The organism is uncultured Clostridium sp., from assembly GCF_947072515.1.
GTDB lineage: Bacteria > Bacillota > Clostridia > Clostridiales > Clostridiaceae > Clostridium.
Genome location: NZ_CAMTIG010000003.1, coordinates 109,823 through 131,327, shown reverse-complemented (window position 1 = coordinate 131,327; position 21,505 = coordinate 109,823). Strand labels below are relative to the sequence as shown.

Here is a 21,505-nt window from a genome sequence, read left to right as displayed (position 1 = left end):
ATAAAATAAAGGACTTTTTCAATTTTGAAAAAGTCCTTTGTCTACAAGCTGAGAGAGGATAATATATCCTCTCCTTTCTAAATTATAAGTATTTTTTATATTTTTCTTCTGATTCTAACTTAGTTAATAAATGTTTTATTTCCTGATCTCTTTTTTTATCCATAACTAATAACACATCTCCAGCATCAACTATCACTAAGTCTTTCACTCCAAGACCTATTATCAAATTTTTTCCTCCAAAAACTGCACAATTTTCGCAGTCATCTAAATATGAATTCTGAGAAATACAATTACTTTCTTCTTTTTCCAGGAACCTACTTAAAGCTGTAAAGCTTCCTATATCATCCCATTGGAAATCGCATTTTATTACATAAGCTTTTCTTGTTCTTTGCATTACTCCAAAATCAATTGAAATACCATTTATACTTTCATATTCTTTATAGATTACTTCTTCTTCATCTTCTAAACCAATATGCCTATATATTTCCATTAAAGATTTGTATACATTTGGCAAATACTTTTCTATTTCCCTTAAGATTATATCTGCTCTGAATACAAACATGCCTGAATTCCAAAGGTAGTTTCCTGTAAAGATAAATTCTTTAGCAACATCTAAGTTTGGTTTTTCAGTAAACCTCGCTACCTTATAAGTGGCAATATCCCCACTAACCTGCTCGCCCATTTCAATATAGCCATACCCAATTTCAGGCCTGGTTGGCTCTATTCCTAAGGTTACTATAGCTTTTCTCCTATTTGCCAATTCAATGGCTTGGGCTAGAGTATTTACATACTCTTGTTCATCTTTAATGTAATGATCTGAAGGTAATACTATCATGACAGCATCTTGATCCTTTTTCAAAAGTTTAATTGCTGATAAACCTATACATGTAGCAGTTTCCTTTTAGATGTTATTGGTTATTTTAAACTTTAAATAAATATCTATACTTTTTTCCCTTGTTTCTTTATCTTCATTTATAATTATCTCTTTTACAAATGTTTGTACTATTTCTCTATCTACCTTATCTACCTTTAAAATACTATCTATACTATTCTTATATCTTTCTGTAAAATCAAGTTTTTGTGCAAATTTTTCTTCTAAAACTCTAAGTTCTAATTGCCGCCTCAATAAACTTTCTTGTTTCCTCTCTATCATTTTACTTAAATTTCCAAAATTTCTCTCTGATATATTCCCCTCCAATTTATCCTCATATAATTTTTGAAATTTACTATCTACTGTGGATAATTCTTTTTTTATTGTAGATAACTCTACTTCAACTTTATCTTCTATCTTAATTTCTTTAATTTTCTTATAATACTTATTTTCATTTATAATTTTTCCAACCATATTTTTTATAATTTTTTGTATTTCACTTTTAAGATATTCTTCTTTTATAGAATGTGCCGTACATAATTTCCCTCCTTTTTGTGAGTTTGTACACTTATATCCCTTATAATCTTTTCTATAAGACATTCCTCCGCCACAAGTTCCACATTTAAGTACAGATGTAAATGCATAAATTTTATCACCTTTATATCTATACCCGCAGCTTCTTTTTTCAAGAAGTTCCTGTACTTTCTTAAAAGTATTTTTATCAATGATTCCTTTAAATTCTCCACCCCATATCCACTCTTCTTTTGAGGTTGTTTTTACAGTCTTTAATTTATAACTTATTTTTTTAAATCGCTGCTGAACCATATAACCTCCATATTTAGGATTAGTCAATATGCTTTTAATAGTTCCATTTGTCCATCCTCCAAATTTTTCTTCATTAGAATTTATTTTTTTTATTGATGGGGGTGGCACACTTTTTTTATTTAAGTAATTAGCTATCTTCCCAAATCCCCATCCCTTTAGATATAGAAAATATATTTCTTTAACTATTTCTGATGTTTCATCTACTCTTGATATTAATGAAATAGTCTTTCTATTCCCTTCATACTTTTCCTCAAACTTATATCCATAAGGAGGTTTTGATGCTATTGATGATCCTCGCTGCATCCTTTCTATAAGTGCACTTTTTATTCTTCTACTACAATCTTTCACATACATTTCATTCAATATATTTTTAAAAGGAATAATATCATTAAATTCATTTTCAGTATCCACATTATCAAGAACAGAAACAAATCTTACATTATTAACTTTAAAATAATCCTCTAAATAATATCCTGCTGTTATATAATCTCGTGAAAAACGTGATAAATCTCGTGTTAAAATCATATTAATTTTTCTATCTTCAATATCTTTTTTCATTTTTATAAATGAATTTCTATTCGAACTTACACCTGAAACTCCAAAATCTTCATATACCCCTATTAATTTATATATATTTTTCTTGTCTTCTTTCGATTTTTCTAACAACCATTTTTTCAAACTTCCTATTTGTGCTGGGATAGATTCTGTTTGAGATTCCTTATCTGTACTTACTCTCGCATATATTGCTACATTCCATAATCCCATTTAAAAATTCTCCTCATTATCTTGGTAATTACTCTTCTTTAACCTTGTCTCTCTCACTTCTTTTTTTATTTCTTCTGTAATATTATTAATTTCCCCAATTATCAAGTCATCTAAAATTTTTTCAAAATCTTCTATTCCATAATGGATATTACTTTTTATCTTCTTCATTCTCTTTTCCTAATAAATTATTACAATATACTTTATTCTTAATTTCTATTTATATGTAACTTTTTCTTTTTCAAAATAAAAAAAGGATTAAATATAGTCCTAAAACTATATTTAATCCTTCTTAATTTATATATTATATTAGATTATCCTAATTTAGCTACTGATTTAGCTATTGTATCAGTTAACTCTAAGCAGTGAGCTAAAGTTATTCCTTTTTCTAATCTTGGGTTGAACTCAACTAAGTCCATACTCTTAACTAGACCAGTTCCGATAAGTTCTTCGATAACATATTGAGCGTCTTCCATGTTGAATCCGTCTGGAACTCTTGTACCAGTTCCTTCGATGAATTTTGGATCTATTCCGTCTATGTCATAGCTGAAGTGAATAGTTTTTATTCCTCTTTTAGCTATTAAGTCAAGAACTTGTTTCATTGTTTCTTTAGTTCCTAATTCTCTTACTTTTTCCATTTCGAAAACAGTAATGTTTTGATCTTTTATTATTTTAGTTTCTCCTGAATCGATATCTCTTTGTCCTATTAAGATTAAGTTTTCAGGCTTAACTTTTACTCCTTTGAAGTAAACGTTGCTTAATTTTTCATCTATTCCGATTGAACCTGCTATTGGCATTCCGTGAACATTTCCACTTGGTGATGATGCTATAGTGTTGATATCAGCGTGAGCATCAAACCATACTACTGCGAATTCATCTAAGTTATCACATGCTTTACTAGCTCCAGCAACTGATCCTAATCCTAATGAGTGGTCTCCTCCTAATGTTAAAGGAAAAGCTCCTTCTCTTATTGAACTATCTACTTTACCAGCTAATTTTTCAGAAGCGTCTAATACGTATGATACGAATTTAGCATGGTCATCATCTGTGTATTTATCGTTTTGGCTTGCATATAATACATCGATATCACCTAAGTCTACAACTTCGTTTCCTGCTTTATGTAATAATTCGATATCACCAGCTTGTCTAAGTACTGATGGTCCTTGATCTACTCCTGGATTATCACATCCATAAAATATTGGCATTCCGATTACATTAATTTTCATATTAAAATCCCTTCCTTTTCACAAATTTCTAATTATTATCATTAAGTTATTATTACATCTATAATAATATCTTAATAAGATAAGCGAAATTTTTATTTTGTTTTGTTCTATGTCCCTAATATATTCCTTTTTAATATTTAAATCAAATGGAGCCTTTTTACGGATTTTTTTATTTTTAGTCATTACAATTTATATTTCAATATAAACAAATAATTAAAATGCCATTTTAATATTTTTAATGCAATTTCTTTGCCATACTGTTATTCATATGGTTATTTTTTAATTATTTGTTACTAAAACTTATTCTTCATTCATATTCTTGCATTTCAGTTTTCGCTTATTTTACACTTAAAACACTAAAAAACCACTCTCTAAAAAAGAGATTATTCATCTTTTTTTATTTTTATACATTATTCAAACATTATTTCCAGAAATAGTTTATATTTTACTGAATATTATGAATAATATTCATTTTACTTTTTATTCTTTTATTTACTTTTTTTTATATTTTTACCATTTTATATGTTGATTTTTATTTATTTTTTGTTTAAATATTACCTCTTATTTTTTTAGAACCAATATCATCTATAAAGAAGTTTCTTTATTCATAGGTTCTGTTATAATATTTTCTTTATTGATATCTTTTAGTTCTTTCATCACTTGGTCCTCATAGTCCTTATTAGTTACAATATAAACATTTTCTCTTTCTATTAAAGGAGCTATTCTTTCCACAGTATTTACTAGAAAACTTTTTTTGTTTATAACATCTAAAAATTGTTTTGGTTTATTCATTCTCGATAGAGGATATAGTCTGCTGCCTTTACCTCCTGCTAATATAAGTCCGTATATCATTATTTCAACTCCATTTAGCATTATATTGTATTTTATGTGTTTTTCACTTTTTTGTGAATTACTCAATGCCTTTAATATTCTATTTATTATTTTTTTATTTATGCTTTTTACTTCTATTCTAAATTATATTTTATATTGCTATACTTTGATTTAAGATATTCTGGATACATATCTTTTACTAATTTATTTAATTCAATTGATAATTCATCTATCTTCTCAATTTTTTCTTTACTATTTTCATTTCCACTTTCTAATAACCTTTTAATATTCTCCTTTGCATTAATAGGCTCAATATCTAATTCATCTAAATATTCTAATAATCTTTTTTCTCCTGGATGAAACCTTTCATTAATAGCAAATAAAATATCAAAGTATATTGCTAAATATTCTGCAATTCTATGATTTATAGAAATAATATCATTTCTTTTTATAGCCTTTTTTATCTGATATGATAAGGAAGGCATTTTATCATCAATTAATTTAATATTTTGCAAAATTATATTTTTCTTTAATTCATTAGGATAATAATTATATTTTTTCCTATACTCTTCTATTATATTATTTTTATCATAAATTACTTTTGATGTAAGCACATTGTGTATCATACAAGTAGAATATCCAATGGATGCTTTATATTCTTTAAATGTATAGTTAAATTGACTATCTATAAAATTTATATTTCTATATATAATTTCTATTTCTTTACCATCCTTAAGTATCCCATCATCTTCTTCCTCCCAAAATTTATTTTCTATCTCATAATATTTTAAACTTTCTTCTAATATAATCTTTCTCTTCTCAATATCTATTTTCCTATTCGAATATACATATACATCATAATCAGATAATTGATCATTTTTACTAACTGCCCTTGATCCTCCTAACATTATTAATTCTACTTCATCTAAATCTTTTAATTTTTCTATAACTTTCTCAAAAAATGTTTTCATAAACTTCCCCTCTTTTATCTTTTTTTAGAATTTTTTATATTTTTTACCTTAAATTAATTATTGCACTATCAAATTATTTTTCAAGCTAATATGTTCTGCTTTCTTTCCTTTTTATTTATGATTTTATAAATATATTGCTTAATGACTTTACTTAATTCCTATTTTAGATGTTTATTACTTAAAATCTTTTATTTACCACTTTATTTAACTAAAAAAATATTTTTTTACGAAATATTGACATTTTTATGAATATAATTTAATATTAAAATATAAATCTAAATAAGCTATTGAGCTGTTAAGAGGGAGTAGTAGTAAATATAACATCAACAATCTCGACTTTTAGTCTGGTGTTATATACCTGTATTTTTAGGTTACGAGACTTTTAATATAAGTTTTTAAAATTTTATTTTTAAATGCTTATATTAAAAGTCTTTTTTAACGTAAAAATATTCTTTTATTAGATTAACTTGCTAATTTTAATAATCACTTAGAATTATACTCATACACTTAAAAGTATAAAATCATAGTCTATTAGCTATACTAAGTTATTATTTAGGTAAAATTTTAAACAGCTATAAATCTTTTAAAACTACTCTTACATTAATTATGCTAAACCTGAAAGGAGTTTTATTATGAATAATTTTTTCAACAAATCTGTAGTTGATATCCTTGCATTTTTTAATACTTCTAAAGAAGGATTATCAAAAGAAAATCTTGAAAAGAATTCTGAAACATTTGGAAAAAATGTTTTAAATGAAAAGAAAAAGAAAAGTACAGTCCAAGTATTTTTTGAGCAATTCAAAGACTTACTAGTATTTATACTAGTAATTGCTGGTATTATTTCTATGGTTGCAGGACATATAGAAAGTACACTTGTTATCTTTGTTGTTATTATCCTTAATGCAATCTTAGGTACTGTACAACATGTTAAAGCTGAACAATCCCTGAATAGTTTAAAAGCCCTATCCGCCCCACTTGCTAAAGTTATGCGTGATGGACAAAAACTTGAAATTCCATCTGCTGATGTAATTCCAGGTGATATTTTAATACTAGAGGCTGGTGATCTAGTTTGCGCTGATGGTAGAATAATTGAAAATTATTCCCTTCAAGTTAATGAAAGCGCCCTAACTGGTGAATCTGAAAGTGTAACTAAATTCTCTGATTTTATCGATAAAGAAGAAGTTGCTCTTGGTGACCAAAAAAATATGGTTTTCTCTAGTTCACTTGTTACTTATGGACGTGCTTTGGTAGTAGTTACCTCTACTGGTATGAATACGGAGCTTGGAAAAATAGCAACTTTAATGGAACAAACTCAAGAAAAGAAAACACCACTTCAAATCTCTCTTGATGATTTCTCTAAAAAACTTGCTATTATAATTCTTGTTATTTGTGCTCTAGTTTTTGCTTTAAGTGTTTACAGAGGAACTCCAATGCTTGAATCATTAATGTTTGCAGTTGCTTTAGCTGTTGCTGCTATTCCAGAAGCTTTAAGTTCTATCGTTACTATAGTATTAGCTTTAGGAACTCAAAAAATGGCAACTGAAAATGCTATTATTAAATCTTTAAAAGCTGTTGAAGGTCTTGGTTCAGTATCAATTATCTGTTCTGATAAAACAGGTACTTTAACTCAAAATAAAATGACTACTAAACAACTTTATGTAGATGGAACTTTAATCAATTCTGAAGATTTAAAACTTGATAATGAAGTTCATGAATACCTACTTACTAGTTGTATTCTTTGTAATGATTCTACATCTGTAGATGGAAATGAACTTGGTGATCCAACTGAAGTAGCTTTAGTTAATTTAGGTCACCTATACAATATTAAAGAAACTACTTTCAGACAAGGTATTGAACGTTTAAGAGAAATTCCTTTTGATTCTGATAGGAAACTTATGAGTACTCTTCACGATTTTAATAATAAGACTACTCTTTTTACTAAAGGAGCTTTTGATGTTCTTTTAGATAGACTTCAATTTATTAAAACATCTGAAGGTGTTAGAGAAATAACTCCTGAAGATAAACAAAAAATCATTCAAACAAATATGGATCTTTCTCAAAATGGTTTAAGAGTTTTAGCTTTTGCCTACAAAGAACTTCCTTCTGTTAAAGATATAACTCTTGATGATGAATATGGTTATACTTTCATCGGATTAATTTCTATGATTGATCCTCCAAGAGTGGAATCTGCTCAAGCAGTTACTGATTGTATATCAGCTGGAATTAAACCAATCATGATTACTGGTGACCATAAAATCACTGCTTCTGCTATCGCTAAACAAATTGGAATCTTTAAAGAAGGTGATTTAGCTGTAGAAGGATTAGAATTAAATAAAATGTCTGAAGATGAGCTTATGGAAAAGCTAGAACATATTTCAGTTTATGCAAGGGTTTCTCCAGAGCACAAAATCAGAATAGTTAACGCTTGGCAAAACAAAGGTAAAATTGTTGCTATGACCGGTGATGGAGTTAATGATGCTCCGGCCTTAAAACAAGCTGATATCGGTATTGCAATGGGGATTACTGGTACTGAAGTTTCTAAAGATGCTTCTTCAATGATTTTAACTGACGATAACTTTGCAACTATTGTAAAATCTGTTGCTAACGGTAGAAATGTTTATGCTAATATCAAAAACTCAATAAAATTCCTTTTATCTGGTAATACTTCTGCTATAATAGCTGTTTTATATGCTTCATTAGCTGCATTACCTGCACCATTTGCACCAGTACACTTATTATTTATAAATCTTGTTACTGATAGCTTACCTGCTATAGCAATAGGTGTTGAAAAAGGAAGTAAAAATATTCTTAAAGAAAAACCTAGAGATAGTAAAGAATCTATCTTAACTAAAAGCTTTATTAAAGATATTGCCTTCGAAGGTGTTGTTATCGCAATCTTTACAATGTTAGCTTTTTATATAGGTTCAAAAACAAGCTATGGTGTTGCAAGCACAATGGCCTTTGCAACATTATGTTTAGCTAGATTATTCCATGGATTTAACTGTAGAGGCAAAGAATCTATATTTAAACTTGGACTATTTACAAATAAATTTAGCTGGTATGCATTTATAACAGGTGTAGTATTATTAAATATAATCTTATTTGTACCTGTATTTAGAGGATTATTTGAAATATCACCATTATCAGCTTCTTCTGTTGGTTTCATTTACTTATTCGCATTCTTACCAACAGTTATAATTCAAATAGTTAAAATGATTAGATACAAATAACCTTTATTTTAAGGACTCGCTAAAATGCGAGTCCTTTTATTTATACTTTACATCTTATTTTATCAAAATGCTTTTCCCACATTTTTGCAAGATCTTTAGGATCATCTTTAAAATCTTTTCTAACCCAATGCTGTAAAACATTCCAATAACCTCCGGATGCAAATATTATGGTATATTCTAATTCCCTACTCATCTCCTCTTCCCCACACATAATCTTTCTAAAAACCTTTATATATAAATCATATTGGCTATTTAATATATTAAATAAATCATTTTTTAAAATAAGTTTTAAAAATTCTCTATTTTCATACCAAAAATTAAAATATTCTAATGTAATTTTTTTAGGTTCCATATTCTTATCAAATTTTATTCGTTTTCCTAACTGCTTAAACATATAATCTATACTTTTCTTTATAACATCTTCTTTTGATTCAAAGTTTCTATAAAATGTTTTTCTAGCTAGCTGTGCCTCTTCACACAATTCTGTTATAGATATACTTTTAAAATCTTTTTCTTTTAATAACTTAAACATTGCATTACATATAAGCTCTATTGATTTCCTATTTCTTTTAGTTATATTTTCCATGACACAAATCTCCTCTTCTGTATAAGTTCCTCCTAATCTATTGACTATACTTTTCTATATCATTATAATCTAGTTTATCGACTGTCACAAATGTGACAGTTCTTTTTTACAAAAGAAAAATTTTAAGGAGTGAAAACAACATGAAAAAAGCATCTACTAAAGTTGCCATGATTGTTTTCCTACTTGGTATCGCTATGGGAGCTTTAGATTCTGGTATCGTTGCTCCTGCTAGAAACATTATTGCAGGTGGACTTAATATTTCACAATCATCAAGTATTTGGATGATAACTATTTATACACTTGCATATGCTGTTGCAATGCCTATTATGGGAAAACTTTCGGACAAATTTGGAAGAAAAAAGATTTATTTAATATCAATAATTTTATTCGCAGTAGGTTCCCTACTATGTGGATTATCTAATATATTTGAAAGCTATACTATGCTTCTTATTTTTAGAGTTATTGAAGCTATTGGTGGTGGTGGAATTATGCCAATTGCTACAACATATATAGGAACATCTTTCCCACCAGAAAAAAGAGGTTCTGCACTTGGTTTTATAGGAGCTATATTTGGAATTTGTACAGTTGTTGGACCAACTTTAGGTTCTGCACTTTTACAAATTTTTGGTGATAAAAACTGGGGTGTTCTATTCTTTATAAACATTCCAATTAGTATTGTAGTTATAATTTTAGGATTTAAACTTGAAGAAAGTGTTGGAAATACTAAAAAATCTAAATTAGATTTATTTGGTGCTACTTCTTTAGGTATCGTAATTCTTTCAATTATGTATGCTTTAACTAATTTAAAATTTGATAACTTCTACAAATCTCTTACATCTAAAGATGTTTTACCTTATTTAATTATTTTTGTAGTATTTATCCCTATTTTTATTTTTGCAGAAAAGCGTGCTGAAGATCCAGTATTAAATTTAAATTATTTTAAAAATAAAGATATTGTTATTGTACTAATCGTAAGCTTAATCGTTGGTGCTGGACTTATGGCATTAATATTCTTACCTCAATTTAGTGATAATGTTCTGAAACTACCGTCTGGTACTGGTGGATATTTCTCTACTATTTTTGCTGTATTTATGGGAATATCTTCTGTTTTAAGTGGTAAACTTATCGATAAGATTGGTGGAAAATTTGTACTTATATTTGGATTTATAATTTCAATTGCAGGATGTCTTTACTTTGCACTTGTAACTGCAAATCATCCAGGTATTGCTAATCTTTTAATTGGTATTGCTATTTTAGGTTCTGGATTTGGATTTACTTTTGCTACACCATTAAATTATTTAATGCTTGCACTTGTTCCTGAATCTGAAGCAACAATGGGACAATCTACTATAGCATTAGTTCGTTCAATTGGTGTTGCTGTAGGCCCTAACCTTTTAGTTAACTTTATATCTAATGCAGCACAAAATGTACCAAAAAATTTAGCAGCAGTTATGCCTAAATTACCATCTTCTATGATGGCCCATGCTGGCAATATGGCAGGAAGTGCTACATCATCAGCATTCCAAAATGCGTCTGCTAATAATATCTACTCTTTAATGCATAATTTAGTTACTTCTGAACTTGATAAAGTTCCTACTATGCTTGCTAAGAGTCCTGAGTTTTTAGCATTTAAAACTCATTATTTACAACAATTAGTTAATTCAAAGGATGCTATAACAACAGCATTCCAAAGTACTTTAGATAAAGGATATGGAAATTTATTTTTAGCTTCTGCAGTATTCTGTATTGTAGCATTTATTTTCTCACTATTCTTATCAAATAAAGGTGCTGAAAAAAGTAATACTAATTAAAATTCCTAATAAATGAAAAGCTACTACAAAATATTCAAATTATTTTGTAGTAGCTTTTTTAAAGTTTTTAAACATTCTAGTATTATCTATTTCATTACTCTTCTTAGTAAATTTATTTTGTTTTTAAAAGGTGCATATCTTATATTAAATTCTATAAATGTACCTCTTTTTACTACTGATCTTCTATGAGAAAAAGCATCAAAACTTGCTTTACCATGATAATCTCCCATTCCACTATTTCCAACTCCTCCAAATGGTAATGAAGTTTGCCCTACATGAATTACCGTATCATTTATAGTTACTCCACCTGATGTAGTATCATTTAAAACTTCTTCTACTTTGGAATTTGATTCTGAAAAATAATAAAAAGCTAGTGGTTTTGGTCTACTATTTACAAACTCAACTGCTTCTTTAGTATCTGAAAATTCTATTACAGGTAATATTGGCCCAAATATTTCATTAGTCATTACCGAACTATCTACAGCTACTTCTGTAAGAATTGTTGGATCTATAAATTTATCATTTATATCATATGCTCCACCATAATATATATGTCCGTCAGCAAAGTAATTTTTCAACTTTTCCGTATCACTTTCTCTAATTATTCTTGGATACTCTAAGTTATTTATTCTGTCTACTCCATACTGTAATTCAATTTCTTTGACTATAAGTTTTAATAATTTTTCTTTTACTTTCTTATGCACCATTAAGTAATCTGGTGCTACGCAAGTTTGTCCTGCATTTAAAAATTTACCCCATACTATTCTTTTTGCCGCCATTTCTAGTTTTGCATCTTCGTCTACAATACATGGACTCTTTCCCCCAAGTTCTAATGTTACTGGAATTAAATTTTTAGATGCAGCTTGCATTATTATTTTTCCTACCCCAACACTTCCTGTGAAAAATATTTTATCATAAGGTGTGTTTATTAATTCTGTTACAGCCTCTTTCCCCTCTGTTTCTGCAACAACTGTTACATAGGCTTCATCAAATATGCTATTTATAACCTTTTTAAGTGTTTTAGCTGTATTAACTGCACTTTCTGATGGCTTTATAACAGCACAATTTCCTCCACTTATAGCTCCAACTAATGGTGCAACTATTAATTGAAAAGGATAATTGAATGGTCCTATAATTAAAGATACTCCATAAGGCTCTTTATATATGTAATTTTTACTTGGAAAATGTACTATAGGAGCTTTAACTCTTTCTCTCTTTGCCCATTTTTTCAGTTTCTTTACGTGAAGATTTATTTCGTCATAAACTAATCCAATTTCTGTTACATATCCTTCGAATTGACTTTTTCCTAAATCATTTGTTAATGCGATTAAAAACTCTTCTTCATTTTCTTTAATTGCTTTTTTCAACTTCTTTAAATTTTCTATTCTAAAATCCAAATCTTTCGTCTTACCACTTTTAAAAAATTCTTTTTGACTTAAAAATATTCTGTTTAATTCCCCCATCCTACCTCACCTCACTATATAATGTTTATTTAAATAGTATCATATTTTAGCCCATCTTTAAAATTATTTAAATTAATTTTAAATTCAATTATTCCTGAAGCATATGGTGCTATCTCATATAAACCATATAAAATTACAAGTTCAGTATCTGTTAAATAAAATACTGTTTTATTATCTACTCCTTTAAAATCTGCTCCACCATCAAAATATTTATCCTTATCACTATTTATTTGCTCTCTTATATTTTTATTAATGATTTCTGCATAATTATAATTACTATTAAATAAATCTTTAAGTCCTAGAACTATTCCATCATTTTTCTTCATAGTATATGGCTCTCTATAGCTCATACCATGTGCTCCCCCTGCAAATTGGTAGTAATCCATATAAAAACTTAGTACATTATTATTATTTCTCTCGATATTATAACTAGCTTTAAATTCTAATGGATAATTGCAAATATATCCCGAGGCTTTATATTCATCTACTGTATTGTTCATCTCCACCATAAAATTATGCACCCTTTGATTTATAATTTCATTCGTAACTATTCCATATGGACTGTTTATATATGGAATATCTGTATCTATATCTAAACATTTTGTTTTCACAGAATTTTTTTGTGGCATTATATCTTCAACTACCTGTGCATAACTAGTTATCCACAGACATTGTGTGGATATTGTTAATAACAACATTATCCACAGCCATCTTATAATTCGTCTCGATTCCCTTTTTATCATACATTCTCTACTCCTTTTCTAAAAAAAATTACACGTTTTTCTATAATTCTTCAAAAAAATCTTTTTTATCTACAGAAATATCAACAAATTTACCACAAGTTATCCACAGGTACCTGTGGACACTGTTAGTAATTTTTTGTATTTATGCAACATTTTATATTTATTCACAATAAAAAAACAGTTTACAGATATTATTTATCTATAAACTGTTAATTATTCTTATTTTCTAGAAGTTTTTATTAATTCATTTAATCTTTTTAATTCTTTATAAGTTAAGTTTCTCCACTCACCTATTTTTAAACTGCCTAAATTAATATTCATTATTCTTATTCTTTCAAGTTGTGTAACTTCATAACCAAGCGCTTCACACATTCTTCTAATTTGTCTATTCAATCCTTGAGTAAGTATAATTCTAAATACATTTTCCCCTTCTTTTTTTACAAAGCATTTATTTGTTACTGTATCTAAAATCTGTACCCCATTACTCATTTTTTTTATAAATTCTGGTGTAACTTTTTTATTTACAGTTACTACATACTCTTTCTCATGATTATTTCCAGCTCTCAAAATTTTATTTACTATATCACCATCATTAGTCATTAAAATAAGACCTTGTGAATCCTTATCTAATCTTCCTATGTTATATATTCTCTTTTCATGATTTACAAAATCAACTATGTTTCCTTTTACTTTTCTTTCTGCTGTACAAGTAATTCCTATAGGTTTATTTAAAGCTATGTAAACAAGTTCTTCCTCTTTATTTATTGCTCTACCTCTTACTTTAACTATTTGTCCTTTAATTATTTTCTGTCCCATTACTGCAACTTTACCATCAACAGAAACTTCTCCTTGCTCTACAAGTTTATCTGCTTCTCTTCTTGAGCAATATCCCGATTCTGCTATATATTTATTTAGCCTTACCTCTTCACTTCTATCTTCATGTTCAATAATTTTTGTATCAATTTTTTTACTTGTATCTTTTTCTCTTGCTTTTTTATTTATATATTTGTATCTAGTTCTATTCATTTTCTTCTTCCTTTTGGTTTTTTATTATTGTGTATAGTTTATGTTCTGTTCCACTATTATTTATATCTACACTTATTTTTTTCTCATATATATATTCTCCAGTTTTTTTAAGCCTCTTAATATTTATAGGTTCCCCACTTATAGTTATTAAAATACTTTTCTCTGGTATCATTCCATTTTGTTCAGCATATTTAATAATCTCTAGTATAGCTATATCTAATGATTCTCCATTTATAGCTATATCTGTAAGCATCTCTTTCCCTTTTTCAGTTTTTGTTGATACTTTTAAAACTTTATCGAATGTATTTGTCTCCATTTTTATAAGTGATGTTGTTCCAACTGTTATTGAATTAGTTGAACCATTATATATTTTTATAAATCCAGCTACCCCCATAGTTATTAACATAATTGCTATAAGAAGTTTCACTTTATTTTTCTTTAGAAATTTATTTTCTCTTATTTCATGTTCATTTCCAACAGTTGCATCTTCTTTTTTACTTCTTATTATTTCACCTGTACTAGTTAATATACTAACTGTCCTATCACTTACCTTTATAGCTATTCCTTTTTTTATCTCTTCATTTTTTTCAGACATTTTTAAATTAGTGTCTTTATTATTTTCCTCTAATTGAATAATTCTAAAATAGTTTTGAATTAATTTATATTTTGGATTAGCAAATAGAATTGTATAAAATATTATATACTCCTTATATTTGTGTATAAACTCTCTTTTTATCATGCATTCACTACTTAATAAACTTACATTCAATCTTTTTTTCTTATAAAGATTATTTAAAATATGTCCATTTTCAATTATAAAAAATGAAATATTAAGCAGTACATTTCTTATTTCATAACTCGTTTTTACTAACGATAGTTTATTTATGTATACCTCATATAAATAAACTTCTTTTCTAAATAAAGCTATCTGCTCTTTACGTTTTTTATCTCCCCCTTCTCCTATCGATAAAAAACCTGCAGATTTCGAAAAAACATACTTATTTTTATTAAATTTTCTCACAAATTTCAACCCCAAACCTTTTTATATAGTTTAATTATACCTTAAAACATATAAATTTTTAACTAATTTATCTAATAAACTCTTATAGATATTGTCATTATTTTACTCATTTTAATATAATGTATTATAAACTACTTTTACTAAAGGTTTTTTTATGAAAAAAAGAAATATTATTTATGTTGATTTTAAATATAAACGTACAAAAGTATCTTATCCATTCTTCTTTATAAGAAATTTTTATGATAAAATTATAGGAGATTTTTTAAAGAGGTGATTTTTATGAGAATTGGATTAGGATATGATGTTCATCGTTTAGTTCCAGAAAGAGATTTAATTTTAGGAGGAGTTAAGATTGAACATCACTTAGGACTTTTAGGCCATTCTGATGCTGATGTTTTATTACATGCAATTATGGATGCTTTACTTGGAGCTTCTGCTTTAGGTGATATCGGTACTCACTTTCCTGATACTGACCCACAATATAAAGGAATTTCTAGCATAAAACTTTTAGAGCACGTAGGCAAACTTTTAGAGTCTAACAATTTTAAAATTAATAATATCGATTCAACTATAATAGCTCAAAAGCCAAAAATGGCTCCGCATATTATGAATATGAGAGAAAATATTGCAAATGCATTAAATATTAGTTTAAATCAAATAAATGTTAAGGCTACAACAGAGGAAAAGCTTGGTTTTACAGGAGAAGAACTTGGAATTTCATCACAAGCAATCTGCCTTCTTCTTTAGTCTAAATATTAATTTATAATATCTCTATAAAGTTATACACATAATTTTATAATAAAGGGGGATATACTTTGTATTTTTGCCAAATATGTAATAAACCTGCTGACATTCATCATATTGTCCATCGCTCTGAAGGTGGATTTGATATTGAAATAAATTATATGTATTTATGTCAGAAACATCATAGAGGAAAGCTTGGACCACATCAAAATCTAACAAAAGATATCGAGTATAAAATAGAGCTTCAAAAAAGCCTCTATAATTTGCTTACAAAAAAATTCTATTCTTCACGAGATCTAGGGATAATTTTAAATGCTCCTAAAAATACCATCAAAAGGATAACTAAACATCTAAAACTTTACAAAGAGGGCTTTAAGACTGACCATATAATTTTTTCAATAATGGGCAATGCTTATTATCCTGAAGAGCTTTTACAAAAGATTGAGCTAGAAAATATATGTAAAGAAATCTATAAAATTTAACAACAGATAATATATTCATATATTATCTGTTGACATAAATAGATTGAGTTACTATAATAAATACAAATCAATAATTAACGCATTGACGAGAACGAGTATGTTATATTCCTCACTTAAAGAGAGAAAATACAGTAGCTGAAAGTATTTTTACTTGAGCATAACAGAAAACCATCTCCGAGCGACTTTAATACAGTCCGGATTTATCACGTTACGATAACTAAAGTGATTCATATATTTATTATATGAATAATTAGAGTGGAACCACGGATATTACTTCGTCTCTATAGTTTTCTATAGAGTCGGAGTTTTTTTATTTTATAATTTAAAACGAGAGGAGATAATAAAAATGATTAAAGTTATTTTAAAAGACGGTTCGGTTAAAGAATTCGAAGCTGGCGTTTCAATGTTAGACGTAGCTAAAGGAATTAGCGAAGGGTTAGCTAGAAATGCACTTTGCGCAATGGTAAACAATAAAGTTGTTGACCTTAGATTTATTTTAAATGAAGATGCAGAGGTTTCTATCTGCACATTTGATTCACAAGAAGGAAAAGACGCTTTAAGACATACTGCTTCTCACGTGTTAGCGTATGCCGTAAAGAGACTTTTCAATGATGCAAAAATTGCTATAGGACCTGCTATAGAAGATGGTTTCTATTATGATTTTGATAAAGATGGTTCATTCTCAGCTGATGATTTAGTAAGTATCGAAGCTGAAATGAAAAAAATAGTTAAGGAAAATCCTTCTATTGAAAGATTTGAACTTCCAAAAAATGAAGCCTTAGATCTTATGAAAAATGAACCTTACAAAGTAGAACTTATAAATGACCTACCTGAAGGAGAAGTTATTTCATTCTATAAAATAGGTGATTTTACTGATCTTTGTGCTGGTCCACACGTAATGTCATTAAAACCAATGAAGGCTATAAAACTTCTTAGAAGTGCTGGGGCTTATTGGAAAGGTGATGAAAAAAATAAAATGCTTTCAAGAATTTACGGAACTGTATTCTTAAAAGCTAAAGATTTAGAAGAACATTTAGAAGCTGTGGAAGAAGCTAAAAAAAGAGATCATAATAAACTTGGAAGAGAATTAAAATTATTCATGACTGATGAAAAAGTTGGTCAAGGACTTCCATTATTAATGCCAAAAGGTGCTAAAGTTGTTCAAGTTCTTCAAAGATGGATTGAAGACGAAGAAGAAAGAAGAGGTTATGTTTTAACTAAAACTCCATTAATGGCTAAAAGTGACCTTTACAAAGTTTCTGGACACTGGGATCATTATAAAGATGGTATGTTCGTTTTAGGTGATGAAGAAAAAGATGATGAAGTTTTTGCTTTAAGACCAATGACTTGCCCATTCCAATATACAATTTATAATGCTGAACAACATAGTTACAGAGATCTACCAATAAGATATGCTGAAACTTCTACTTTATTTAGAAATGAATCTTCAGGAGAAATGCATGGCCTTATCAGAGTTAGACAATTTACTTTAGCTGATGGACATTTAGTCGTAACTCCAGAACAATTAGAAGAAGAATTTAAATCAGTTGTTGATTTAATTAAATATGTTATGGAAACTTTAGGAATCGCTGATGATATCACTTATAGATTCTCAAAATGGAGTCCAAACAATAAAGCTAAATATATAGATAATCCTACTGCTTGGGAAGAAACTCAAGTTATAATGAAAACTATCTTAGATCACTTAAAAATAGATTACGTTGAAGCTGATGATGAAGCTGCATTCTACGGACCAAAACTTGATATTCAATTCAAGAATGTTCATGGAAAAGAAGATACAATAATCACTGTTCAAATCGACTTTGCTCTTGCAGAAAGATTTAACATGACTTATATCGATAAAAATGGTGAAAAGAAATTACCTTACATCATTCACAGATCATCAATTGGATGCTATGAAAGAACTCTTGCAATGCTTATTGAAAAATATGCTGGAGCACTTCCAACTTGGCTTGCACCAGTTCAAGCTAAAATACTTCCAATATCAGATAAATACAATGATTACGCTGATGAAGTTATTAAAAACTTAAGAAGAAGCGGAATTAGAGTTGAAGGTGATTTTAGAGCTGAAAAAATCGGATATAAAATCAGAGAAGCTAGACTTGAAAGAACTCCTTACATTATTGTTGTTGGAGAAAAAGAAGCTGCTGAAAAATCTGTTGCTGTTAGAAGTAGAAAAAATGGTGATGAAGGTTCAATAAACTTTGAAGAATTCAAAGCTAGATTATTAAACGAAATCGAAACTAAAGAAATCTAATTTTAATACAATAGTAAAAGCTAGGAAATTTATTTTCCTAGCTTTTTATTATAAATTAAATTCTTTCAAATGCATTTTCAAAATCTTTTATTATATCTTCTATATCTTCTATTCCAACTGATACTCTCATCATATCCTCTCTTACTCCACTATTCTCCTGTGCTTCTTTACTTAATTGATTATGTGTTGTAGTAGCAGGATGAAGTATAGATGTTCTTGCATCACCTAAGTGTACTAGTAAAGCTACCAATTTTAATCCTTTCATAAATTCCTTTGCTTCTTTAATTCCACCTTTAATTCCAAAATTTAAAATTCCACTTGCACCACCTTCAAGGTACTTCTTTCCTTTTCTATACTCTGAATTACTCTTTAAAAAAGGATAATTTACAAAACTTACTTTTGGATTTTGTAAAAGCCACTCCGCCAATTTTAATGCATTATTTGAATGTCTCTCCATTCTTAAATGTAATGTTTCTAAACCTAAATTTGTTAGATATGCATTAAATGGAGTTAATGCATTTCCAAAATCTCTTATTAAGGTAACTCTTAACTTTACACTATATGCTGCCTCTTTAAATACATCCACATATTTAATTCCATGATAGCTTGGATCTCCTTCTGTAAGATCTTTAAATTTACCATTATTCCAATTAAAATTCCCTCCATCTACTACTATTCCTCCAACAGCTTGTGCATGTCCATCTGAGTATTTCGTTGTAGAATGAATCACTATATTTGCTCCATACTTTATTGGATTGCAATGTATTGGTGTTGCTACAGTATTATCAACTACTAGTGGAACTCCTATAATTCTAGATACTTTTGAAAATTTTTCAAAATCTAAAATATTTAAACTTGGATTTCCGATAGTTTCTCCATATACTAATTTTGTTTTATCATCTGCAAGCTTTAATATTTCACTTTCTGCTGCATCTGGATTAATAAATCTTACTTCAATTCCTATATTTTTAAGATGTACTGTAAATAAATTTATAGTACCTCCATATAATGTTGCAACTGAAATTAAATTATCTCCTTCTTTACAAATATTCAATATAGCATTCAATATAGCAGCCTGTCCTGAAGATGTTGCTACTGCTCCTACTCCACCTTCAAGTTCTACATACTTTTTTTCTAAGGCCTCTACTGTAGGATTAGATATTCTTGTATATAAATGTCCAGTTTCTTCTAGGTTAAACAATTTTTCTAAATGATCTGGATCATCATATTTATAAGTTGTACTTTGAATAATTGGTAAAACCCTCGGTTCCCCAACTTTAGGTTCATACCCTCCTTGAATACATATTGTTCCCCTTTTATACTCTCTCATAAATTAATTCCCCCTTTTACACTATATCTTTTTTAAAATTCCTTTTTCTGATATTAAATAATCATATTTTATATCATGCTTTTCCATCGGTATTTTTTCTATTATTTGAATTTCATAACATAAACTAACATTTAAACAATTTATATTTTGAAAATACCTATCATAATACCCTCCACCATAACCTATTCTTCCTCTCTCTAAATCAAAAGCTAACCCTGGAAGAACATTTATATCAACCTTTTCAACTAATTCTGTTAAGTTTAGTTTTGGTTCTAAAATCCCCATTTTATTTTTTTCTAAATCTCTTAATGAATTTATTTTTATAAACTCCATTTCTCTATTCTTTTTAACCCTTGGAACATATATATTTTTTCTATCTCTCAATGCAATTTCTATTATTTCTCTTGTATTTATTTCTGATTTAAAGCTTACATAAATACAAATATTTTCAGCCTTTTTATATTCTTCTAATTCTATGAAATATTGTATTATTTTTTTATCATAAATAGTTTTTTCGTTTTGATTTAAACTATCTCTTTTTATAGATATAGTTTTTCGTACAAATTTTTTATCTATTTTAGACACCTACTTTCTATAAATAAAAAATATATTTATAATATATCATATATTTTCTATTTTTTACCAATTGTAAATTATTTATTTTTCTTTCAAATGAAAAAACAACCCTTTAAGGTTGTTTATATATTCTATATTTCTGCTATTACTTCCACTTCGCATAAAACATTTTTAGGTAATGTATTTACTGCAACACATGATCTAGCTGGTGCATTAGTAATATATTTTCCATATACTTCATTAAATGCTGCAAAATCATCCATATTAACTAAGAAGCATGTTGTCTTTATTACTTTATCAAAGTTTGTTCCAGCTTCTTCTAATACTGCTTGTAAATTTTTCATTACTCTTTCTGCTTGTTCTTGTACATTTTCTCCTACAATTTCCATCGTTTCTGGATCTAATGCAATTTGTCCTGATGTAAATAACATACTCCCAACCTTTATTGCCTGTGAATATGGTCCTATAGCTTGTGGTGCTTTTTTTGTACTTATCTTTTCTAACATAACCTGCCTCCTAAGAATCTCAATTATTTTATTTCTTCTATTATTATAATATAATTTCTTACTTTCTTGAAGTAAGTTTATTTTTTACTTTAAAACTAATCTTACATATTTTAGTTTTTGTAAAAATTATTCATCTTTTTCTAATTTTTTCAAAATTAATAAAAGTTTTTTCCTTTGTTAATAGCAGTTTACTAAATTATTATTACAATTAACTAATACAAAT

18 protein-coding genes, 1 pseudogene and 1 other annotated feature are annotated in these 21,505 nt (G+C 27.8%); of the genes and pseudogenes, 5 read left to right on the top strand and 14 right to left on the bottom strand.

The annotated features are described in order from the left end of the window. Window positions 1–82 precede the first annotated feature (82 nt). The 6 genes and pseudogenes from Q0W06_RS02395 to Q0W06_RS02370 all read right to left on the bottom strand — a co-directional run. Window positions 83–901: pseudogene (locus Q0W06_RS02395) on the bottom strand (sugar phosphate nucleotidyltransferase); the annotation flags it as partial. Next, window positions 902–2,461, bottom strand: a complete 1,560-nt coding sequence (locus Q0W06_RS02390; protein ID WP_297630892.1) for a recombinase family protein — start codon at window positions 2,459–2,461, stop codon at window positions 902–904. It abuts the pseudogene before it with no gap. After that, a complete protein-coding gene (locus Q0W06_RS02385; protein ID WP_297630889.1) occupies window positions 2,462–2,629 on the bottom strand; it encodes a hypothetical protein in 168 nt (55 codons plus the stop codon). A gap of 143 nt (window positions 2,630–2,772) precedes the next feature. After that, window positions 2,773–3,684 carry an arginase gene (rocF, locus tag Q0W06_RS02380; protein WP_297630886.1) on the bottom strand — a complete coding sequence of 304 codons (912 nt, stop codon included), beginning with the start codon at window positions 3,682–3,684 and terminating at the stop codon, window positions 2,773–2,775. Between the two features lie 585 nt (window positions 3,685–4,269). Continuing rightward, window positions 4,270–4,536, bottom strand: coding sequence for a sugar phosphate nucleotidyltransferase (locus tag Q0W06_RS02375; RefSeq protein ID WP_297630883.1), 267 nt, complete (start codon window positions 4,534–4,536; stop codon window positions 4,270–4,272). A gap of 113 nt (window positions 4,537–4,649) precedes the next feature. Beyond that, window positions 4,650–5,486 carry a DUF4037 domain-containing protein gene (locus Q0W06_RS02370; RefSeq protein ID WP_297630880.1) on the bottom strand — a complete coding sequence of 279 codons (837 nt, stop codon included), beginning with the start codon at window positions 5,484–5,486 and terminating at the stop codon, window positions 4,650–4,652. 632 nt (window positions 5,487–6,118) lie between these two features. Here Q0W06_RS02370 and Q0W06_RS02365 point away from each other — a divergent pair. Beyond that, complete coding sequence (locus Q0W06_RS02365; protein WP_297630877.1) at window positions 6,119–8,716, top strand: cation-translocating P-type ATPase; 2,598 nt, start codon at window positions 6,119–6,121, stop codon at window positions 8,714–8,716. A 40-nt stretch (window positions 8,717–8,756) separates the two neighbouring features. Here Q0W06_RS02365 and Q0W06_RS02360 read toward each other — a convergent pair whose 3' ends face one another. Beyond that, window positions 8,757–9,302 carry a TetR/AcrR family transcriptional regulator gene (locus Q0W06_RS02360; protein ID WP_297630875.1) on the bottom strand — a complete coding sequence of 182 codons (546 nt, stop codon included), beginning with the start codon at window positions 9,300–9,302 and terminating at the stop codon, window positions 8,757–8,759. 140 nt (window positions 9,303–9,442) lie between these two features. On the opposite strand from Q0W06_RS02360, the gene Q0W06_RS02355 reads away from it, so the two are divergent. Beyond that, the gene (locus tag Q0W06_RS02355; RefSeq protein WP_297630872.1) at window positions 9,443–11,113 is read left to right on the top strand and encodes an MFS transporter; all 1,671 of its coding nucleotides are present in this window, start codon (window positions 9,443–9,445) and stop codon (window positions 11,111–11,113) included. 86 nt (window positions 11,114–11,199) lie between these two features. Here Q0W06_RS02355 and Q0W06_RS02350 read toward each other — a convergent pair whose 3' ends face one another. The 4 genes from Q0W06_RS02350 to Q0W06_RS02335 form a co-directional block, all read right to left on the bottom strand. Continuing rightward, window positions 11,200–12,576, bottom strand: a complete 1,377-nt coding sequence (locus Q0W06_RS02350) for an aldehyde dehydrogenase (protein ID WP_297630869.1) — start codon at window positions 12,574–12,576, stop codon at window positions 11,200–11,202. Window positions 12,577–12,605: 29 nt separating this feature from the next. Beyond that, complete coding sequence (locus Q0W06_RS02345) at window positions 12,606–13,319, bottom strand: DUF3298 and DUF4163 domain-containing protein (protein ID WP_297630866.1); 714 nt, start codon at window positions 13,317–13,319, stop codon at window positions 12,606–12,608. A 219-nt stretch (window positions 13,320–13,538) separates the two neighbouring features. Then, window positions 13,539–14,345 (bottom strand): 23S rRNA pseudouridine(2604) synthase RluF, encoded by an 807-nt coding sequence (gene rluF / locus Q0W06_RS02340; RefSeq protein ID WP_297630863.1) that lies wholly within the window; start codon window positions 14,343–14,345, stop codon window positions 13,539–13,541. Next, window positions 14,338–15,366, bottom strand: coding sequence for a hypothetical protein (locus Q0W06_RS02335; protein WP_297630859.1), 1,029 nt, complete (start codon window positions 15,364–15,366; stop codon window positions 14,338–14,340). The genes rluF and Q0W06_RS02335 overlap by 8 nt, the downstream gene beginning before the upstream one ends. Window positions 15,367–15,645: 279 nt before the next feature. Here Q0W06_RS02335 and ispF point away from each other — a divergent pair, with 279 nt between their 5' ends. The 3 genes from ispF to thrS all read left to right on the top strand — a co-directional run bounded on the left by ispF (window position 15,646) and on the right by thrS (window position 18,870). Next, window positions 15,646–16,113, top strand: a complete 468-nt coding sequence (gene ispF, locus Q0W06_RS02330) for a 2-C-methyl-D-erythritol 2,4-cyclodiphosphate synthase (protein ID WP_297630856.1) — start codon at window positions 15,646–15,648, stop codon at window positions 16,111–16,113. Window positions 16,114–16,181: 68 nt separating this feature from the next. Further along, window positions 16,182–16,592, top strand: coding sequence for an HNH endonuclease signature motif containing protein (locus tag Q0W06_RS02325; protein WP_297630853.1), 411 nt, complete (start codon window positions 16,182–16,184; stop codon window positions 16,590–16,592). A 73-nt stretch (window positions 16,593–16,665) separates the two neighbouring features. Then, window positions 16,666–16,878, top strand: a binding site (T-box leader). A gap of 60 nt (window positions 16,879–16,938) precedes the next feature. Next, entirely contained in the window at window positions 16,939–18,870 is a 1,932-nt protein-coding gene (thrS, locus tag Q0W06_RS02320) for a threonine--tRNA ligase (RefSeq protein ID WP_297630850.1), read from the top strand. 55 nt (window positions 18,871–18,925) lie between these two features. Here thrS and Q0W06_RS02315 read toward each other — a convergent pair whose 3' ends face one another. The 3 genes from Q0W06_RS02315 to Q0W06_RS02305 all read right to left on the bottom strand — a co-directional run bounded on the left by Q0W06_RS02315 (window position 18,926) and on the right by Q0W06_RS02305 (window position 21,282). Then, complete coding sequence (locus Q0W06_RS02315; RefSeq protein WP_297630847.1) at window positions 18,926–20,200, bottom strand: O-acetylhomoserine aminocarboxypropyltransferase/cysteine synthase family protein; 1,275 nt, start codon at window positions 20,198–20,200, stop codon at window positions 18,926–18,928. A 21-nt stretch (window positions 20,201–20,221) separates the two neighbouring features. Beyond that, entirely contained in the window at window positions 20,222–20,785 is a 564-nt protein-coding gene (locus Q0W06_RS02310; protein WP_297630844.1) for a 5-formyltetrahydrofolate cyclo-ligase, read from the bottom strand. 122 nt (window positions 20,786–20,907) lie between these two features. Beyond that, window positions 20,908–21,282 (bottom strand): RidA family protein, encoded by a 375-nt coding sequence (locus tag Q0W06_RS02305; RefSeq protein ID WP_297630842.1) that lies wholly within the window; start codon window positions 21,280–21,282, stop codon window positions 20,908–20,910. Between the last annotated feature and the right edge of the window lie 223 nt (window positions 21,283–21,505).

Excerpts from the sequence above, each read along its gene's own strand:
- Q0W06_RS02390 (WP_297630892.1), bottom strand. The coding sequence starts at position 2,461 with ATGGGATTATGGAATGTAGCAATATATGCGAGAGTAAGTACAGATAAG.
- Q0W06_RS02385 (WP_297630889.1), bottom strand. The coding sequence starts at position 2,629 with ATGAAGAAGATAAAAAGTAATATCCATTATGGAATAGAAGATTTTGAA.
- rocF (WP_297630886.1), bottom strand. The coding sequence starts at position 3,684 with ATGAAAATTAATGTAATCGGAATGCCAATATTTTATGGATGTGATAAT.
- Q0W06_RS02375 (WP_297630883.1), bottom strand. The coding sequence starts at position 4,536 with ATGATATACGGACTTATATTAGCAGGAGGTAAAGGCAGCAGACTATAT.
- Q0W06_RS02370 (WP_297630880.1), bottom strand. The coding sequence starts at position 5,486 with ATGAAAACATTTTTTGAGAAAGTTATAGAAAAATTAAAAGATTTAGAT.
- Q0W06_RS02365 (WP_297630877.1), top strand. The coding sequence starts at position 6,119 with ATGAATAATTTTTTCAACAAATCTGTAGTTGATATCCTTGCATTTTTT.
- Q0W06_RS02360 (WP_297630875.1), bottom strand. The coding sequence starts at position 9,302 with ATGGAAAATATAACTAAAAGAAATAGGAAATCAATAGAGCTTATATGT.
- Q0W06_RS02355 (WP_297630872.1), top strand. The coding sequence starts at position 9,443 with ATGAAAAAAGCATCTACTAAAGTTGCCATGATTGTTTTCCTACTTGGT.
- Q0W06_RS02350 (WP_297630869.1), bottom strand. The coding sequence starts at position 12,576 with ATGGGGGAATTAAACAGAATATTTTTAAGTCAAAAAGAATTTTTTAAA.
- Q0W06_RS02345 (WP_297630866.1), bottom strand. The coding sequence starts at position 13,319 with ATGATAAAAAGGGAATCGAGACGAATTATAAGATGGCTGTGGATAATG.
- rluF (WP_297630863.1), bottom strand. The coding sequence starts at position 14,345 with ATGAATAGAACTAGATACAAATATATAAATAAAAAAGCAAGAGAAAAA.
- ispF (WP_297630856.1), top strand. The coding sequence starts at position 15,646 with ATGAGAATTGGATTAGGATATGATGTTCATCGTTTAGTTCCAGAAAGA.
- thrS (WP_297630850.1), top strand. The coding sequence starts at position 16,939 with ATGATTAAAGTTATTTTAAAAGACGGTTCGGTTAAAGAATTCGAAGCT.
- Q0W06_RS02315 (WP_297630847.1), bottom strand. The coding sequence starts at position 20,200 with ATGAGAGAGTATAAAAGGGGAACAATATGTATTCAAGGAGGGTATGAA.
- Q0W06_RS02305 (WP_297630842.1), bottom strand. The coding sequence starts at position 21,282 with ATGTTAGAAAAGATAAGTACAAAAAAAGCACCACAAGCTATAGGACCA.